Raw genomic sequence first — 15565 nt, forward strand, 5'->3', positions numbered from 1 at the left:
GGTCGCCCGGGCCACCCCTGGCGCGGGCTGTGCCAGACCCGTACGCCTACGACACCGCCTGCCGCCCCGGGGTGTCGAGCGCGGCGACCGGCACGACCAGATCGGCCCGGTCCCGGGTCGCCGCGACCAGGTCGGCGTTGCGCTGATCCGTGCGCATCACCCAGGCCACGGCTTCCTCGTGGCCCTTGCCGAACTCCTCGTGCCGGGCCACCAGGCGCCGGATCCGCTCCGTCTCCTCCAGCTCGCAGAACCACACCTCGTCCAGCTGCTCCCGCACCCGCGTCCAGGCGCCCGTGCCCAGCAGCAGATAGTTCCCCTCGGTGACGACCAGCCGGGCCGACGGCGGCACCGGGACCGCCCCCGCGATCGGCTGCTCCAGCACCCGCTCGAAGCCGGGCGCGTACACGAGGTCGTCACCGTCCTCCTCGGCACGCAACCGTCGCAGCAGCGCCGCGTAGCCCGCCGCGTCGAAGGTGGGCGGCGCCCCCTTGCGGTCCCGCAGGCCCAGCCGGTCCAGTTCGACGTCGGCGAGATGGAAGCCGTCCATCGGGACATGCGCCACCCACGCCTCCCCGCCCGCGTTCAGCTCCCGCACCAGCGTCTCGGCGAGCGTCGTCTTGCCCGCGCCGGGACTGCCCGCGATACCGAGAAGCGCGCGCCGTCCGCCCTGGACCAGGGAGCGCGCGCGAAGAAGCAGGTCGTCGAATGTCAGCGGCACACTGGAGAGTGTGCCATCCGGCCAACGGGTCACCGGGTCACCGGGCCGCCCGGCCGCCCGGCCACCGGGTCACCGGGTCACCGGGTCACCGGGCCGCCCGGCCACCGGGTCACCGGGCGGCCGCCCGGCCACCGGGCCACCGGGCCGCCCGGCCACCGGGCCGCCCGGCCACCGGGTCACCGGGTCACCGGGTCACCGGGTCACCGGGCCGCCCGGCCACCGGGCCGCCCGGCCACCGGGCCGCCCGGCCACCCGACGAACGAGGACGTGGGGACGGGATGCAGGAGGGAGCCGCCACCGTGCCCGACGACGACGCCGCACAGATCCGCGCGCTGATCACGAGATGGGCCGACGCCGTCCACCGGGGCGACCTCGACGGCGTCGTCGCCGACCATGCCGACGACATCGTCATGTACGACGTACCGCCGCCCCACCACGGCATCCGCGGGCTCGCCGCCTACAGTGCCGCCTGGCCGCCGTTCTTCGCCTGGCAGGCGCAGGGTGCCTGCTTCGACATCGAGTCCCTCGACGTCACCGCGGGCTCCGACGTCGCCTACGCCCACGCGCTGCTGCGCTGCGCGAGCCCCGAGGAGCTCGCCGAACACCCTGACCTGCGGCTGCGGCTGACGTTCGGTCTGCGCAAGGAGGACGGCCGCTGGCTCGTCGCGCACGAGCATCACTCGTTCCCTCACGACTGACCCGCCCCATCCGGAACCAGCCGATATGACCGATCGTCATACAACTGGGCGAACATCCACTGCGCACGGCGCGGATGCGGGTTAATTTGTCCCTGTTTCTCTTTTTCCGCGGCCCCTGACCAGGGCTGAGCACCTCCATGGCATTGACGGGGTAAGGGGTGGACGATGGCGCACGGCATGAATGCCCTGCTCGCCGAAGGACGACGGAGTGACAGGGCGATCGTGCCCGGCACGTCCCGGCACTGGCGGGGCGACGCGCTCCTCGCCGCCGTCGCCGGAGTCTTCGTCCTCGCGCAGCTACTTCTCGTACGGCCGGGAATGGGCCTCGGCTGGGACGAGACGGTGTATGTCAGCCAGGTCGGCTCCGGCGCCCCGCCCGCCTTCTTCAGCGCACCGCGCGCCCGCGGTGTCTCCCTGCTGGTGGCGCCCGTCGCGTCCTGGTCGACGTCCACGGAGCTGCTGCGCGTCTACCTCGCCGTACTCTCGGGGCTCGGCCTCTACCTCGCCCTGCGTGTGTGGCGCGGGCTGTTCCGGGTGCGCGTCCTGGCCGGCGCGGGGGCGCTGTTCGCCTCCCTGTGGGTGACCCTCTTCTACGGTCCGCAGGCCATGCCCAACTACTGGGTCGCCATCGGTGCCCTGATCGCCGTGGCCGGTTACCTCAAGGGCCATGCCTGGGGGCTCCTGGCGGGCGCCGCCCTCATGGCGTGGATGCGGCCCACCGACGCGGTCTGGGTGACCGTGCCGCTGCTCGTGCTCATGGTGGCCGCCCGGCGCTGGCGGCTGCTGACCGCGCTCCTCGCGGGGCTGGCCCTCGGCGCCGTGGAGTGGGTCGTCGAGGCGTACGTCTCGTACGGCGGCCTGGGTGAGCGGCTCGACGAGGCCTCGCGCATCCAGGGCGGGCTCGGCTGGAACATGGCCGTCGACGACCAGTTGCGCAGTCTGGTGGGGCGCGCGCTGTGCCGGCCGTGCACCGGATCGATGCCGAACCCGCTGATCACCGCGTGGTGGTACGTCCTTCCGCTGCTCGCCGCTCTCGGTGTCGCCGTCGCCGTCCGCGCCGGGCGTGCCGAGCGCACGCTCGTGCCGCTCGCCTGCGCCGTCACGGCGGCCGTCCCGTACCTGTTCATGATCGGCTACGCCGCACCGCGCTTCCTGCTCCCCGCCTACGCGCTGCTCGCACTCCCGGTCGCCGACGCGCTGCTGCACCTGGCCGCCAGGCCGAACGGCACCTGGCGGCCCGTCGCGGCCAGCCTGCTCGCGCTCGGCCTCGCCGCGCATCTGGCCGTCCAGCTGACCGTCCTGGACCGCGCGGTCTCCAACGCCACCGCCGCCCGGCAGGGCTGGGAGCGGACCGCCGCCGAACTGCACCGCCTCGGCGTCCGCCCGCCCTGTCTGCTCACCGGGCACGAGGCCATCCCCGTCGCCTACTACACCGGCTGCTCCTCGGCGGCGACCGGCGGCCACAACGCCAACTCCACCGCGGCCGAGATCCGCGCCACCGCCCGCCGCGTCCCGGTCGCGTACCTCACCCCACCGGAGGGCGGCACGGCCCGGTACGCGCGGCACTGGACGCCGTACCAGGCGGACGGGGTGCTGGTACGTCTGGCGCCACCGGGCCCAGCGGGCGGTGGCGAATGACGTCCGAACCGGTCGTCCTCGGCCCCTCGCGAAGACGCGTCTACTGGCACACCGCGGTGACCCTCGCCGTCTTGGTGGGCGCGGGCTGTCTGGCCCGGCGGCACTGGCCGGTGCTGGAGCGCGGGGCCGTGGGACTCGCCGTCGCCGACCAGGGGTGGTTGCTGGTCGGCGGTGCGGCGGCCGCCGCGACCTGGGTGTGCGCCGCGCTGGCCCAACAGGGCGCGGTCGTGCCGCGGTTGCCCCAAGGCCGCCTGGTGGCCGCGCAGTTCGCCGCCGGTGCCGCCAACCACCTGCTGCCCGCCGGGCTCGGAGCGGGAGCGGTGAACCTGCGTTTCCTCATGCGCTGCGGACTGTCCGCGGGGCGTGCCGCGAGCGCCCTCGCGGTGAAGGGCACCGCCGCCGCGGTGGTCCGGGCCGTGCTGATCGTCGTCCTCGCGGTGGCCTGCCCCGGCGTCCTGCGGGTGCCGCGGCCGAACCTCGTCGTCCTGGCCGTCGTGGTCGCCGCCGTCGCGGGCGTGGCCGTCCTCCTGGCGGTGCCCCGCTGCCGGCGTGCCCTCGCCGTCGTCCTCGCGGACATCAGGGCCGTGCACGCCAACCCGCCCCGGGCGGCGGCTCTCTGGGGCGGCCAGCTGGCCTTCGCCGCCCTGCACGCCCTCGTCCTGATCGCCGTCACCCAGGCCGTCGCGCTCTCCCTGCCCCCGGCCCGGGTGGCGCTCCTCTACGTCGCCGCCAGCAGCGCCGCCGCCCTGCTGCCCACGCCGGGCGGCCTCGGTTCCCTCGACGCGGCCCTCGGCTTCGCCCTCACCGCGAGCGGCGCCCCGGGCGCGACCGCGGCCTCCGCGGTCCTCGGCTACCGCCTGCTGACGGTGTGGCTGCCCCTGATCCCGGGGCTGGTGGTCCTGGCCGTACTCGTGCGCCGTAGATCCCTGTGACCCTCACCCGTGTTTCCTTGCCGCGGACTTCAGGTAGGACCCGTGTGTCGGCCCGGAGACGACCAGGGGGGGGAACGTGATGACGGCGAGCGACCAAGGAGGGCGCCTGGGGGAGGAGTTCTTCACTCCCGGGACCTCGTCCTTCACCGAGTTCCTGACCGCCCACCGCCCGGCCCTGCTGCCCACGCGCCCACCCTTCCCCGACGGCGTACACGCCGCCCCGGACCGGTTCCCGCACGGCACCACCGTGCTGGCCCTCGCCTACCGCGACGGTGTGCTGATCGCCGGCGACCGCAGGGCCACGATGGGCAATCTCATCGCCCAGCGCGACCTGGAGAAGGTGCACCCCGCCGACGACCACACCGCCGTGGCCTTCGCCGGCACCGTCGGTCTCGCGCTCGACATGGTGAAGCTGTACCAGGTCGAGCTCACGCACTTCGAGAAGATCGAGGGCATCCCGATGACCCTCAACGCCAAGGCGCGGCGGCTGGCCGGCATGATCCGGCAGAACCTCGGCCAGGCCATGCAGGGGCTCGCGGTCGTGCCGCTGCTCACCGGGTACGACGACACGGCGCCCGAGGGCGAGCGGGGCCGCATCTTCAGCTTCGACGTCGCCGGCGGTCTGTACGAGAAACGGGACTTCCACGCCGAGGGATCCGGATCGCCCTATGCCCGGGGCGCGTTGAAGAAGCTGTTCCACCAGGGCATGTCCCGGCGCGATGCCGCGCTCGCCGCCCTCCAGGCGCTGTACGACGCGGCGGACGACGACTCCGCGACCGGCGGGCCCGACATCAACCGACGGATCTTCCCGATCGTCTCGGTCATCACCGAGGACGGCTTCGAGCGGCTGCCGGAACAGGAGACGGAGGAGCTGAGCCGCGAGACGGTGGACCAGCGCCGCACCCGCCCGGACGGCCCCCACGCGACGCCCTGAGCCGGCCGCCCGGCTCTGACCATCCCCTTTCCCCTTCCGTGGGGAAGATCTGCCACGGCCTTTACTGCACATGAGTTGCAGTTACCGGAGGATGGCACAAGGCTGCCTGTCGCGGCCGCTTCGCCGAACGAGAGATCCTCCCGATGCCGGTCGCCCCTGACTCCGCTCCGCCCCTCCCCGCCCCGGCCACCGGAAAGGCCGGGGTACGGCAGCGCGTCCGCGGCTCGATGACGCGTGAGGAGTGGATCAGGGTCGGGGGGATGGCCGCGTTCATCCTCGCCCTGCACGTCATCGGCTGGTTCACCCTGGTCGCGCTCGTCGCGCCCGAGCACTACAGCGTCGGCACGAAGTCCTTCGGCGTCGGCATCGGCGTCACCGCGTACACGCTCGGCATGCGACATGCCTTCGACGCCGACCACATCGCGGCGATCGACAACACCACCCGCAAGCTGATGGGGGAGGGGCAGCGGCCCCTGTCGGTGGGCTTCTGGTTCTCGCTCGGCCACTCCAGCGTCGTCTTCGGCCTGACGTTCCTGCTCTCCCTGGGCGTGAAGGCCCTCGCGGGCCCGGTCCGCGACGACGGCTCCTCGCTCCACGACATCACCGGACTCATCGGTACGACGGTCTCCGGGACCTTCCTCTACGTCATCGCCGGCATGAACCTGGTGATCCTGGCCGGGATCTGGAAGGTGTTCCGCCGGATGCGCGCGGGAACCTTCGACGAGGCCACCCTTGAGGAGCACCTGAACAACCGCGGCTTCATGAACCGCCTCCTGGGCCGTGTCATGGGGTCGATCACCAGGCCCTGGCAGATGTACCCCCTCGGCCTCCTCTTCGGCCTGGGCTTCGACACCGCCACCGAGGTCGCGCTGCTCGTCCTGGCGGGCTCGGGCGCGGCGTCCGGCCTGCCCTGGTACGCGATCCTGTGCCTGCCCGTCCTCTTCGCCGCCGGCATGTCCCTCCTGGACACGATCGACGGCACGTTCATGAACTTCGCCTACGACTGGGCGTTCTCCAAGCCGGTCCGCAAGGTCTACTACAACCTCACCATCACCGGCCTGTCGGTCGCCGTGGCCCTCCTGATCGGCACGGTCGAACTCCTCGGCCTGCTCGCCGAGAAGCTCGACCTGCGCGGCCCGTTCTGGACCTGGATCTTTGGCCTCGACCTCAACACCCTCGGCTTCGCGGTCGTAGCCCTGTTCGTGCTGACCTGGGCCGTCGCCCTGGTGGTGTGGAAGGTGGGCCGGATCGAGGAGAAATGGACGACCGACCTCGCGGACTGACCCCGCTCACGACCGAAGGTCCTTGCGCCACTTCAGGATCTGCTTCTCCGCATCTCCCGTGTACGACCAGGGCGTTCGGGTGGCACGCGGGCCCTGGACGCGCAGGAGCGTGCCCGCGATGTCCGTCAGGCCCCCGTGACAGGCCGCGTGGGTCAGGTAGTTGAGGTCGCGCAGCTCGCCGGGGGCGATCGTGGTGCCGGGGCGGTCGGCGAACCAGCGTTGCCAGGTGCGGCGTACGTCGCTGACGGCGCCGTCGTGGGTCCAGTGCTCGGCGAGGCCGACCGCCGACTGGCGCCCCTTGGCCGCGTCCAGGGCGTAGCGGTACTCCTCGACGCGGGCGTACTGGACCAGGACCGGCAGCGCGCATCCCGGCGGTGCCACCCCGGCCGCGTCGCGGGCGAAGTCGTACATCAGGCCGTGCGTGCCGTGCCAGCGGGAGGAGTAGTAGTGGAGTATCTGGAGATGGCCCTCCACGCTGTAGGGGTCGCGCCGGTGCAACTCGTCCCACCAGCGCGCCAGTTCCTGTCGGCGCACCCCCGACGGGTAAAGGCGGGCGACTGAGATCAGGGAGATCCAGGGCGTGGGATCGTCCGGATACGCGTCGGCGGCCTGGAGGCAGGACAGCACGGCGGTGTCGATGCGGTGCTGGTCGATCGGCACCCCGCGGCCCGCGGTGATCGCCACATTGAACGCCCGGGCCACCTCCGTCGCCGCCCGCAGCACCAGCGCGTCACCGCTGTGCGGCTCGGCGGCCAGCCATGACTCGGCCGTCGAACTGCTCGCACAGGCCTGCGCGAGCAGCCGGACGCGGTGGCCGCGGCTGAGCCAGTCGGGGCCGGTCGTGCGCAGCAGTTCCCGCAGCCCCTGCCAGCGGCCGATGACGATGTCATGGCGGGCGTCGCTGAGGGCCATGTCACCGCAGTCGGGGTCGAAATCGAGGGTGAAGCGGTCTCTCACCATGGCCGGCTCCCTCAGAAGTCGGTGGGGAGACCCTGATGGACACGGGACTGCGCGACCACGACACCCTCGGGGACGTAGTCCGCCTCGACGGTGTGCGTGGCGTCGAGTTTGGCGGGGCGGTAGTAGTCGCTGCCCTGTCGCCAGTACCAGAGCATCGGCAGCACCCCGACGGCCAGACCGCCGATGCCGATGGTGATCGCGGCGGCGCTCAGCTCGCTCAGCGACTCGATGAAGATCCAGAACATGAACACGGCGCCCAGCAGCGGCCACAGGCCGCCGAGCAGGAAGTTGGCCGCCGACTTCAGCAGCATCTTGCGGTAGGCGACGACGACCGCGAGGCCCGCGAGCCCGTAGTACACGGCGATCTGGAGACCGATCGCCGAGATGGCGTCGGAGAGGATGTCGCCCACCGTGCCCAGCAGGTTGGAGGCGATGAGCATCACCAGCGCCACCACACCGACCACACTGATGGCCACCGACGGCGTGTTCCACCGGCGGTGCACCTTGCCGAGCGCGGACGGCATCGTACGGTCGCGGCCCATCGCGAACAGCGAACGCGTGACCTGGATCAGCGTGGTCTCCAGCGTGGCGATGGTCGACAGCATCACCGCGACGACGAGCAGCTTGCCGCCCCAGCCCGGCCAGATCTCCTCGCCCAGCACCGACAGCACGTTGGCGTCGTTCTCCTCGATCTGCCGCGAGGACAGCACGACGTTCACCGCGATGGTGAAGGCCTCGAAGAGCAGGAAGACGATGCCCACCCCGATCAGGCCCGCGAGTCCGGTCGTACGACGGCTGTTGCGGGTCTCCTCGGAGAGATTGCTGGTGACGTCCCAGCCCCAGTAGTAGAACGCCGCGATGAGCGCCCCCGACGCGAAGCCCGAGACGCCGTCGAACTGGCCGAAGCCGAGCCAGGACCAGTCGAAGGCGCGGGCGTTGTCCGAGTGGAAGAGGGCCAGCACCGCGAAGAGGGCGAGTATGGCGAGTTCGATGCCGGACATGAGCAACTGGGCGCGGACGGTGAGCCGGGCGCCGCCGAGCACCACCAGCAGCATCACCACGAACCAGGCCGCGCCGACCAGCGTCGACAACGCGGTGTTGTCGGCGAGTTCCCCGTCGAACAGAGCCAGCGTCATCGAACCGGCGGGCAGCGAACCGGCCACCATGAAGATGGTCGCCGACACCACCAGCGCCCAGCCGCTGAGAAAGCCGAGGAACGGGTGGAGCGTGCGGCCCACCCAGGAGTAACTGGCGCCCGCGTTCACGTCGATGCGGCTGAGGTAGCTGAACGCCAGGGCGATGCCCAGCATGGGGATGGCGCAGTACAGCAGGGCGGCGGGGCTGGCCAGGCCCACCGAGCCGACGAGGACGGCCGTGGTGGCGGCGATCGAGTACGCCGGGGCGCTGCCCGCGACGGCCATCACCACCGTGTCGAAGGTCCCGAGGGCGTTGGCCTGTAGCCCTCTGCCCCTGTTGTTGCTCATGACTTGCTGCTTTCCGTCGTGCACGACGCAGGGACGACCAGGTCCCGACGGCGTAAGGGGGGTGGGGGGGTGGAACCCGCCTCCCACGACGAGGGATGGCCTCGGGCAAGGGGCGGCACAAAGGGGGGCGGCAGACACCGTTCAGCACTGCGTCGGCAGACGGTCACACCGTGTGTGCGAGTGATGATAGCCCTACCCGTCGGCCTTTCAAGATGGGGCGGAGGGCAATCTCCCGTTTCCAACTCCGCCGCAGGTCAGGGGCGTTGCCCGGGGCGGAGTCGGGGGGCGGGTCAGTCGCCGATGCGGTCGATCTGGCGGAGCTTGTTGGTGGCGTCGAGAGCGGCGACCTTGTACGACTCCGCGAGCGTCGGGTAGTTGAACACCGCGTCGACGAGATAGTCGACCGTGCCGCCGCAGCCCATCACGGACTGGCCGATGTGGATGAGCTCGGTGGCGCCGGTCCCGAAGCAGTGCACACCGAGCAGGGTGCGGTCCTCGGGGGACACCAGCAGCTTCAGCATGCCGTGCGAGTCACCGATGATCTGGCCGCGGGCCAGCTCCCGATAACGGGAGATACCGACCTCGAACGGGATGCTCTCCTCGGTGAGTTGGTCCTCGGTCCGGCCCACGAAGCTGATCTCGGGAATGGTGTAGATACCGATGGGCTGGAGGTGGTGCATCCGCCCGACCGGCTCCCCGAACGCGTGGTACGCGGCCGAGCGCCCCTGTTCCATCGAGGTGGCGGCCAGTGCCGGGAAGCCGATGACATCGCCTACGGCGTAGATGTGCGGCACCTCGGTGCGGTAGAACTCGTCGACCGTGATCCGCCCGCGCCGGTCCGCCGACAGGCCCGCCTTGTCGAGGTCGAGGTCGTCGGTGAGGCCCTGGCGGCCCGCCGAGTACATCACGGCGTCGGCGGGGATCTTCTTGCCGCTCTCCAGGACGGTCAGCGTGCCCCGCGGATGCCGCTCCACCGCGGCCACCGTCTCCCCGAACCGGAAGGTCACGGCCAGGTCCCGCAGGTGGTACTTGAGCGACTCGATCACCTCGACGTCGCACAGGTCGAGCATCCCGGCCCGCTTCTCCACCACGGTGACCTTGCTGCCGAGCGCGGCGAACATGGACGCGTACTCCATGCCGATGACCCCGGCGCCGACGATGACCATCGAGCGCGGAACGTGCTCCAGGGCGAGGACGTTGTCGGAGTCCATGATGGTGCGCCCGTCGAACTCGACACTGTCCGGGCGGGCCGGCCGGGTACCGGTGGCGATGACGATGTGCTCGGCGCTCAGCAGCCGTTCATGCCCGGTCACCTCGCGCAGGGCGACGGTGTGGGGGTCGACGAAATGGCCGGTTCCGGCGTAGAGGGGGATGTGGTTGCGGGAGAGCTGGCTGCGGATGACGTCCACCTCGCGGCTGACCACGTGCTGGGTGCGCGCGGTCAGATCGGAGACGGTGATGTCCTCCTTCAGCCGGTAGCTCTGCCCGTACAGATCGCGCTGGGTCAGACCGGTGAGGTACAGCACGGCCTCGCGCAGGGTCTTGGAGGGGATGGTGCCGGTGTGGATGGAGACCCCGCCGACCATGTCGGGGCGGTCGATGATGGCCGCCCGGCGGCCCAGCTTGGCCGCGGCGATGGCGGCCTTCTGGCCACCCGGACCGGATCCGATGACGAGCAGGTCGAAGTCGAAGTCAGGCACCCTCAGGAGTCTGACAGCCCGAGGGTGCGCTGCGGAAGACCGAGCAACTCACCGGCGCGGATGATCAGTTGAGCCGCCGGAGCCGAGCGGGTGCCGAGCGGGGTGCCGAACCCGGCCCTCGGCGTGACAATGCCGTCATGGGTCATCGAATCGGCGACGCGAGCACCCCCGCCCGGCTGGCCGCCCCCGACGAGGGCATCGGCCACGACGAGCTGGCCCTCGCCACCCGCAACCACGGTCTGCCCCTGGAAGCCCTGCGCTACGACGTCACCCCGCCGGGCCTGCACTACGTCCTGACGCACTACGACATCCCGTACGTCCCCGACGACACGCGGTGGCCGCTCACCGTCGGCGGCCTGGTTCGCCGGCCGCTCCGCCTCACCCCCGCCGATCTGCGGGCGTTCCCCCAGGTCACCACCCGGGTGACGCTGGAGTGCGCGGGCAACGGCCGGGCCCTGCTGACGCCCCGCCCGGTGAGCCAGCCCTGGCTCGTCGAGGCCGTCGGCACCGCCGACTGGACCGGCGTACCGTTGCGGCTGCTGCTGGAGCGGGCGGGGGTCGAACCCGGCGCCGTGGACGTGGTGTTCACCGGCGCGGACCATGGCGTGGAGCGGGGCGTCGAGCAGGACTACCGGCGCGCCCTGCCGATCGGGGCCGCCACCGGCACCGAGCCGGAGGTGCTGGTGGCGTACGCGATGAACGGCGCCCCGCTGCCGCCGCAGCACGGCCGCCCGCTGCGGCTGGTCGTGCCCGGCTGGTACGGCATGGCGCACGTGAAGTGGCTGCGCGAGGTGACCGTCGTCGACACGGAGTTCACGGGTTTCCAGCAGTCCGTCGCCTACCGGCTGCGCCAGGACCCCGGCGACGAGGGTGAACCCGTCACCCGGATCGTGCCGCGCGCCCTGCTGGTCCCCCCGGGTTTCCCGGACTTCATGTCCCGGACCCGGGTGGTCAGGCCCGGTCCGGTGCCGCTGGAGGGGCGCGCCTGGTCGGGGCGGGCACCCGTGACCCGGGTCGAGGTGAGCGCGGACGCCGGGCGGACCTGGCAGGAGGCCGACCTGGAGCCCGACGGCGGGCACCGGTGGGCGTGGCGCCGCTGGCGCTCCACCTGGACGGCGACGCCCGGCGAGCACACGCTGAGCGCCCGGGCGAGCGACGCCGACGGACACACCCAGCCCCTGGATCAGCCCTGGAACCGTGGCGGTTTCGCCGTCAACCTCGTCCAGCGGGTGCCGGTGCTGTGCCTCGACGAGGACGCGGAGAACTAGGGCCCGGCGCGTGCCGGGCCGGGAAGGCCGTGCGGGCTACGGCAGCAGCTTCTCCAGCGCGGCGGGCCCCTCGCTCTCCAGCTTGCGCCTGGCCCATTCCAGATTGCGCGGGGTCAGGTCCCGGCCGGCGGCGAGCACCACGTCCTCGGCCGACACCTCGGTGCCGGTGCGGGTGTGGAGCAGGGCGTCGGGGGTGGCGCGGTCCTCGGCGGGCCCGGACGCGCCGGGCTGTGACGTCGGCATGATGGGTGCTCCTCGGGTCGTCATCGGGTCCGATATCACCATTCACCCGGCGGGCGCGGTGTGCATCCGGAGAGCCCGTGCCCGGGGTGCCGACCAGATGGGGCGGGCGTCTAATGGGGGTAGCGAGCAAAGGTCGATGCCATGTCACCCACCCGCAGCACGCCAGGGGGCGGGAGGCCCGTCGCCACCGGGGGACTGCGGCGGTTGGGGCAGTGGTGCGCCCGCCACTTCGCCGTCGTCCTCGTGGCCTGGCTCGTCGCCATCGTCGCCCTCCAGGTTCTCAACCGGTCCGTCGGCGGCGAGTACGAGGACAACTTCTCCCTGCCGGACGTGCAGTCCCAGCAGGGCCTGGACGTGCTGAAGAAGCATGATCCGGCGGCCGGCGGCTACAGCAGCCAGATCGTCGTCCACGACGCGCAGAAGGCGCTGACCTCGCTGGACTCCCAGATGTCCACGACCGTCGGCGACCTCCAGAAGCTGCCGCACGTCCTGGCCGTCCAGAACCCGCTCACCGCCTCCACCTCGCCCGTCGGACCGCTGTCCAAGGACGCGAAGACGGCGTACGTCACCGTCCGCTTCGACGTCCAGCCCTCCACCCTCGGCGACGACTATCTGCACGGCGTGGACAGCGCGGTGCAGCCGCTGCGGGCGGCCGGCGCCGACGTCGAGTACGGCGGACCGCTCGGCGAGCTGGCGCGGCCCGCAGCCGACGACCGGGTGAGCGAACTGATCGGCTTCGCGGTCGCGATCGTCGTCCTGCTCATCGGCTTCGGCAGTGTGATCGCCGCCGGACTGCCCCTGGTGACCGCGCTGCTCAGTGTGCTCGGCGGACTGGCCTGCCTGGGGCTGCTCGCCGCGGCGTTCACCTTCGCCACCGTCTCGCCGACCCTGGCCACGATGATCGGTCTGGGCGTCGGCATCGACTACGCCCTGTTCCAGATCACCCGGCACCGGCAGAACCTCATGGACGGCGCCGACCCGGTGGTCTCCGCGGGCCGTGCCAACGCCACCAGCGGCCGGGCCGTCCTCGTCTCCGGCTGCACGGTCATCGTCGCGCTCGGCGGGCTGTCCGCGTCCGGTGTGACCTTCATCAGCAAACTCGGCCTGGCCGCGGCCGTGACGGTCGTGTCCGCCGTGCTCGGCGCGCTGACGCTGGTGCCCGCCCTGTTCGGCCTCATCGGGACCCGCATCGACCGCTACCGGGTGCGCCGCCCGGTCGCCGAGACCGACGCCGCCGCGGGGGAGACCCCGCAGGGCACCTGGCACCGCTACGCCCAGCGCGTCGAACACCACCCCCTGCGCTATCTGGCCGCGGGCGTGGTGACGGTGGTCGTCCTCGCCATCCCGGTGTTCTCCATCCAGCTCGGCCACATCGGCGACGGCGCCGACCCCACCTCCTTCACCGACCGGCGCGCCTACGACCTGATGACGGACGCGTTCGGGCCCGGCTCGAACGGCCCGCTCACCGTCGTCATCGACCAGACCTCCGTCTCGTCCTCGAAGCGCTCCACCCTCGCCACGCAGGCCCAGAAGACCCTCGACGGCGTGTCCGGGGCGGCCTCGGTCACCCCGCTCACCACCACCAAGGACGGCGACGTCCTGATCGGCACCGTCTACTCGAAACAGTCCCCGCAGAGCGCCGACACCACGGACCTGACGAACCGGCTGGTGGACGACACCCTGCCCGCCGCGGTCTCCGGTACCGACGCACAGGGCTATGTCACGGGGACGACGGCCGCACAGGTCGACTTCCGCGACATCGTCGCCGGCCGGCTGCCGCTGATCATCGGCGTGGTGGTCGCCCTGGCCTTCCTGATCATCCTGGCCGTCTTCCGAGGCCTGCTCGTCGCCGTGAAGGCGGCCGTCCTCAACGTGCTGTCGATCGCGGCCTCGTACGGGGTCGTCGTCGCCGTCTTCCAGTGGGGCTGGGGCGGGCCCGCGCTCGGCGTCTCGGGCAAGGTGCCCATCGAGAGCTATGTGCCCATGATGATGTTCGCGATCATCTTCGGGCTCAGCATGGACTACGAGATCTTCCTGCTGTCCCGCGTCCACGAGGCCTGGCTGCGCACCCGGGACGCAAAGGCGTCGGTCGCCCATGCGCTGGAGATCACCGCGAGGGTCATCACCTGCGCGGCACTGATCATGGTGAGCGTGTTCGCCGCGTTCATCGTCAGCGACAACATCGTGGTCAAGATGCTCGGACTGGGCCTCGCGGTGAGCGTGTTGATCGACGCGACCGTGGTGCGGCTGCTGATGGTGCCCGCCGTGATGACCCTGCTGGGCCGGCACGCCTGGTGGACACCGCGGTGGCTGGACCGGATCCTGCCGCACATCGACGCCGAGGGGGACCAGGAGTCGGCGGCCGTGCAGCCGAAGGTCATGCAGGGCTGAGGACGAGCATCGTCACGTCGTCCACGGCGGTCCCGCAGTGGACGAGCAGATCACGCCACACCCGCTCCACCAGGACCGCCGGTTCGAGGTCGGGGAAGCCCGTGAGCCGCTCGGTTAGGGGGTAGAACACCCCACTCGCGCCCCTGGCCTCGCTGACCCCGTCGGACGCCAGGAACAGCCGGTCACCGCGCCGCAACGGCACGGTGAGCCCGGTCGGACGCCCGGAGTCGGCCAGCCCAAGACCCAGCGGCACCCCGGCCGCCACCTCCAGCTCGACGGCCCGCCCCTGGCGCAGCAGCACCGGCGGCGGATGCCCGCACACCACGATCCGCACGGCCCGGGCGTCGGCGGCGAAGTCCAACAGCACGGCGGTCGCGAACAACTCGGCGTGCGCCACGTCCGCCGAGTCCACCATCAGCCGGCGGTCGAGCCGCGCCGCCACCGACTCCGGATCCGGCTCGTCCAGCACCGCCTCCCGGAACGCCCCCAGCAGCGAGGCGACCGTGGCGACGGCCGCCAGCCCGTGCCCCTGCACGTCCCCCATCACCGCCCGCACACCGTGCGGCCCCTGGCGTACGTCGAAGAAGTCGCCGCCGACCAGCGTCCCGCGCTGCGCCGCCCGGTACAGCCCCACGCACCGTACCGGCCCGACCCGCTCGGGCAACGGCGGCACGACGGCCCGTTGCGCGGCCTCCGCGACCGCCCGCTCGGTGACCAGCTGGGCGTCCCGGCGGCTGCGCACGAAGGACACGACCACGCTCAGCGCCGAGACGAAGGCGACGGTGAGCAGGTCGGCGCTGCCGGGGTCGTCGAGCCGGAACGCCGGGACGACAAGGACGGTCACGACGAGGGCGCCGAGCACGGCCGTCGCCGCCGGGCCGTACGACAGCACGGCCAGCGGAGGGATGGCGCCCAGCAGAAAGCCGATGTCCAACGGGTCCGGGCTCGCCAGAGTCGCCGCGCACACCCCGCCCAGCAGCGCGGCGGGCAGCACCCGCACCCACCCGGGCGGTGGCGCCCCGCGCAGCCAGCTCCGCCGCTCCGGCTCCCACTGCTTGCCCACGCCTCCACGGTCCACCGGACGGAGGCGGGGCGCACGCCGAGGGGCCGTGGCCAGACGCTCCGGCCGCCGCTGCGAAAACCCCTGGACCGTGGGCCGACCGATCTTCTAACGTGTCCCCGTCACGCCCCAGGCCCGACGGAAGGAGGCGAGTGCCGTGCAGTTCACCCACATCCAGCGCTCCCTTCCCGTTGCCCCGGGCGTGCGTGTCTGAGTTCCCGGGAGCGCTCCACGCAGTCCGCATCCCGGAGGAATC

At 71.9% G+C, this 15565-nt stretch carries 13 protein-coding genes; 7 read left to right on the forward strand and 6 right to left on the reverse strand.

The genetic code is table 11. The annotated features are described in order from the left end of the window. Nucleotides 1-46: 46 nt before the first annotated feature. Nucleotides 47-718, reverse strand: a complete 672-nt coding sequence (locus tag OG866_RS40720; RefSeq protein WP_329342648.1) for a nucleoside/nucleotide kinase family protein — start codon at nucleotides 716-718, stop codon at nucleotides 47-49. 278 nt (nucleotides 719-996) lie between these two features. Between OG866_RS40720 and OG866_RS40725 the strand changes: the two genes are divergently transcribed. The 5 genes from OG866_RS40725 to OG866_RS40745 all read left to right on the forward strand — a co-directional run bounded on the left by OG866_RS40725 (nucleotide 997) and on the right by OG866_RS40745 (nucleotide 6203). Further along, entirely contained in the window at nucleotides 997-1416 is a 420-nt protein-coding gene (locus OG866_RS40725; RefSeq protein ID WP_329342649.1) for a YybH family protein, read from the forward strand. Nucleotides 1417-1581: 165 nt separating this feature from the next. Further along, nucleotides 1582-3054, forward strand: a complete 1473-nt coding sequence (locus tag OG866_RS40730; RefSeq protein WP_329342651.1) for a hypothetical protein — start codon at nucleotides 1582-1584, stop codon at nucleotides 3052-3054. After that, complete coding sequence (locus tag OG866_RS40735) at nucleotides 3051-3986, forward strand: lysylphosphatidylglycerol synthase transmembrane domain-containing protein (RefSeq protein WP_329342653.1); 936 nt, start codon at nucleotides 3051-3053, stop codon at nucleotides 3984-3986. The genes OG866_RS40730 and OG866_RS40735 overlap by 4 nt, the downstream gene beginning before the upstream one ends. 79 nt (nucleotides 3987-4065) lie before the next feature. Beyond that, a complete protein-coding gene (gene prcB, locus OG866_RS40740) occupies nucleotides 4066-4920 on the forward strand; it encodes a proteasome subunit beta (RefSeq protein ID WP_329342655.1) in 855 nt (284 codons plus the stop codon). 143 nt (nucleotides 4921-5063) lie between these two features. Then, nucleotides 5064-6203: a HoxN/HupN/NixA family nickel/cobalt transporter gene (locus tag OG866_RS40745; protein WP_329342658.1), complete on the forward strand. Its 1140-nt coding sequence runs from the start codon at nucleotides 5064-5066 to the stop codon at nucleotides 6201-6203. 6 nt (nucleotides 6204-6209) lie between these two features. Here the strand turns inward: OG866_RS40745 and OG866_RS40750 are convergent, their stop codons facing one another. From OG866_RS40750 to sthA, 3 genes are all read right to left on the reverse strand, one after another. After that, nucleotides 6210-7163 (reverse strand): hypothetical protein, encoded by a 954-nt coding sequence (locus tag OG866_RS40750; protein WP_329342659.1) that lies wholly within the window; start codon nucleotides 7161-7163, stop codon nucleotides 6210-6212. 11 nt (nucleotides 7164-7174) lie between these two features. Further along, a complete protein-coding gene (locus OG866_RS40755) occupies nucleotides 7175-8647 on the reverse strand; it encodes an APC family permease (RefSeq protein ID WP_329342661.1) in 1473 nt (490 codons plus the stop codon). 290 nt (nucleotides 8648-8937) lie between these two features. Continuing rightward, entirely contained in the window at nucleotides 8938-10347 is a 1410-nt protein-coding gene (gene sthA / locus OG866_RS40760) for a Si-specific NAD(P)(+) transhydrogenase (protein ID WP_329342663.1), read from the reverse strand. A gap of 137 nt (nucleotides 10348-10484) precedes the next feature. Between sthA and OG866_RS40765 the strand changes: the two genes are divergently transcribed. Then, nucleotides 10485-11615: a sulfite oxidase gene (locus OG866_RS40765; RefSeq protein ID WP_329342665.1), complete on the forward strand. Its 1131-nt coding sequence runs from the start codon at nucleotides 10485-10487 to the stop codon at nucleotides 11613-11615. A gap of 36 nt (nucleotides 11616-11651) precedes the next feature. Here OG866_RS40765 and OG866_RS40770 read toward each other — a convergent pair whose 3' ends face one another. Further along, on the reverse strand, nucleotides 11652-11858 hold the full coding sequence (locus OG866_RS40770; protein WP_329342667.1) for a hypothetical protein: 207 nt from the start codon (nucleotides 11856-11858) through the stop codon (nucleotides 11652-11654). A 141-nt stretch (nucleotides 11859-11999) separates the two neighbouring features. On the opposite strand from OG866_RS40770, the gene OG866_RS40775 reads away from it, so the two are divergent. After that, nucleotides 12000-14249, forward strand: coding sequence for an MMPL family transporter (locus OG866_RS40775; RefSeq protein ID WP_329342669.1), 2250 nt, complete (start codon nucleotides 12000-12002; stop codon nucleotides 14247-14249). Here the strand turns inward: OG866_RS40775 and OG866_RS40780 are convergent. Beyond that, nucleotides 14236-15312: a PP2C family protein-serine/threonine phosphatase gene (locus tag OG866_RS40780; RefSeq protein WP_329342671.1), complete on the reverse strand. Its 1077-nt coding sequence runs from the start codon at nucleotides 15310-15312 to the stop codon at nucleotides 14236-14238. The genes OG866_RS40775 and OG866_RS40780 overlap by 14 nt on opposite strands. Between the last annotated feature and the right edge of the window lie 253 nt (nucleotides 15313-15565).

It is taken from the genome of Streptomyces sp. NBC_00663 (assembly GCF_036226885.1).
Classification (GTDB): domain Bacteria; phylum Actinomycetota; class Actinomycetes; order Streptomycetales; family Streptomycetaceae; genus Streptomyces.

What these genes read in the sequence shown, in the direction of transcription:
- OG866_RS40755 (WP_329342661.1), bottom strand. Translation starts at nt 8,647, where the DNA reads ATGAGCAACAACAGGGGCAGAGGGCTACAGGCCAACGCCCTCGGGACC.
- OG866_RS40730 (WP_329342651.1), top strand. Translation starts at nt 1,582, where the DNA reads ATGGCGCACGGCATGAATGCCCTGCTCGCCGAAGGACGACGGAGTGAC.
- prcB (WP_329342655.1), top strand. Translation starts at nt 4,066, where the DNA reads ATGACGGCGAGCGACCAAGGAGGGCGCCTGGGGGAGGAGTTCTTCACT.
- OG866_RS40745 (WP_329342658.1), top strand. Translation starts at nt 5,064, where the DNA reads ATGCCGGTCGCCCCTGACTCCGCTCCGCCCCTCCCCGCCCCGGCCACC.
- OG866_RS40750 (WP_329342659.1), bottom strand. Translation starts at nt 7,163, where the DNA reads ATGGTGAGAGACCGCTTCACCCTCGATTTCGACCCCGACTGCGGTGAC.
- OG866_RS40765 (WP_329342665.1), top strand. Translation starts at nt 10,485, where the DNA reads ATGGGTCATCGAATCGGCGACGCGAGCACCCCCGCCCGGCTGGCCGCC.
- OG866_RS40725 (WP_329342649.1), top strand. Translation starts at nt 997, where the DNA reads ATGCAGGAGGGAGCCGCCACCGTGCCCGACGACGACGCCGCACAGATC.
- OG866_RS40735 (WP_329342653.1), top strand. Translation starts at nt 3,051, where the DNA reads ATGACGTCCGAACCGGTCGTCCTCGGCCCCTCGCGAAGACGCGTCTAC.
- OG866_RS40770 (WP_329342667.1), bottom strand. Translation starts at nt 11,858, where the DNA reads ATGCCGACGTCACAGCCCGGCGCGTCCGGGCCCGCCGAGGACCGCGCC.
- OG866_RS40775 (WP_329342669.1), top strand. Translation starts at nt 12,000, where the DNA reads ATGTCACCCACCCGCAGCACGCCAGGGGGCGGGAGGCCCGTCGCCACC.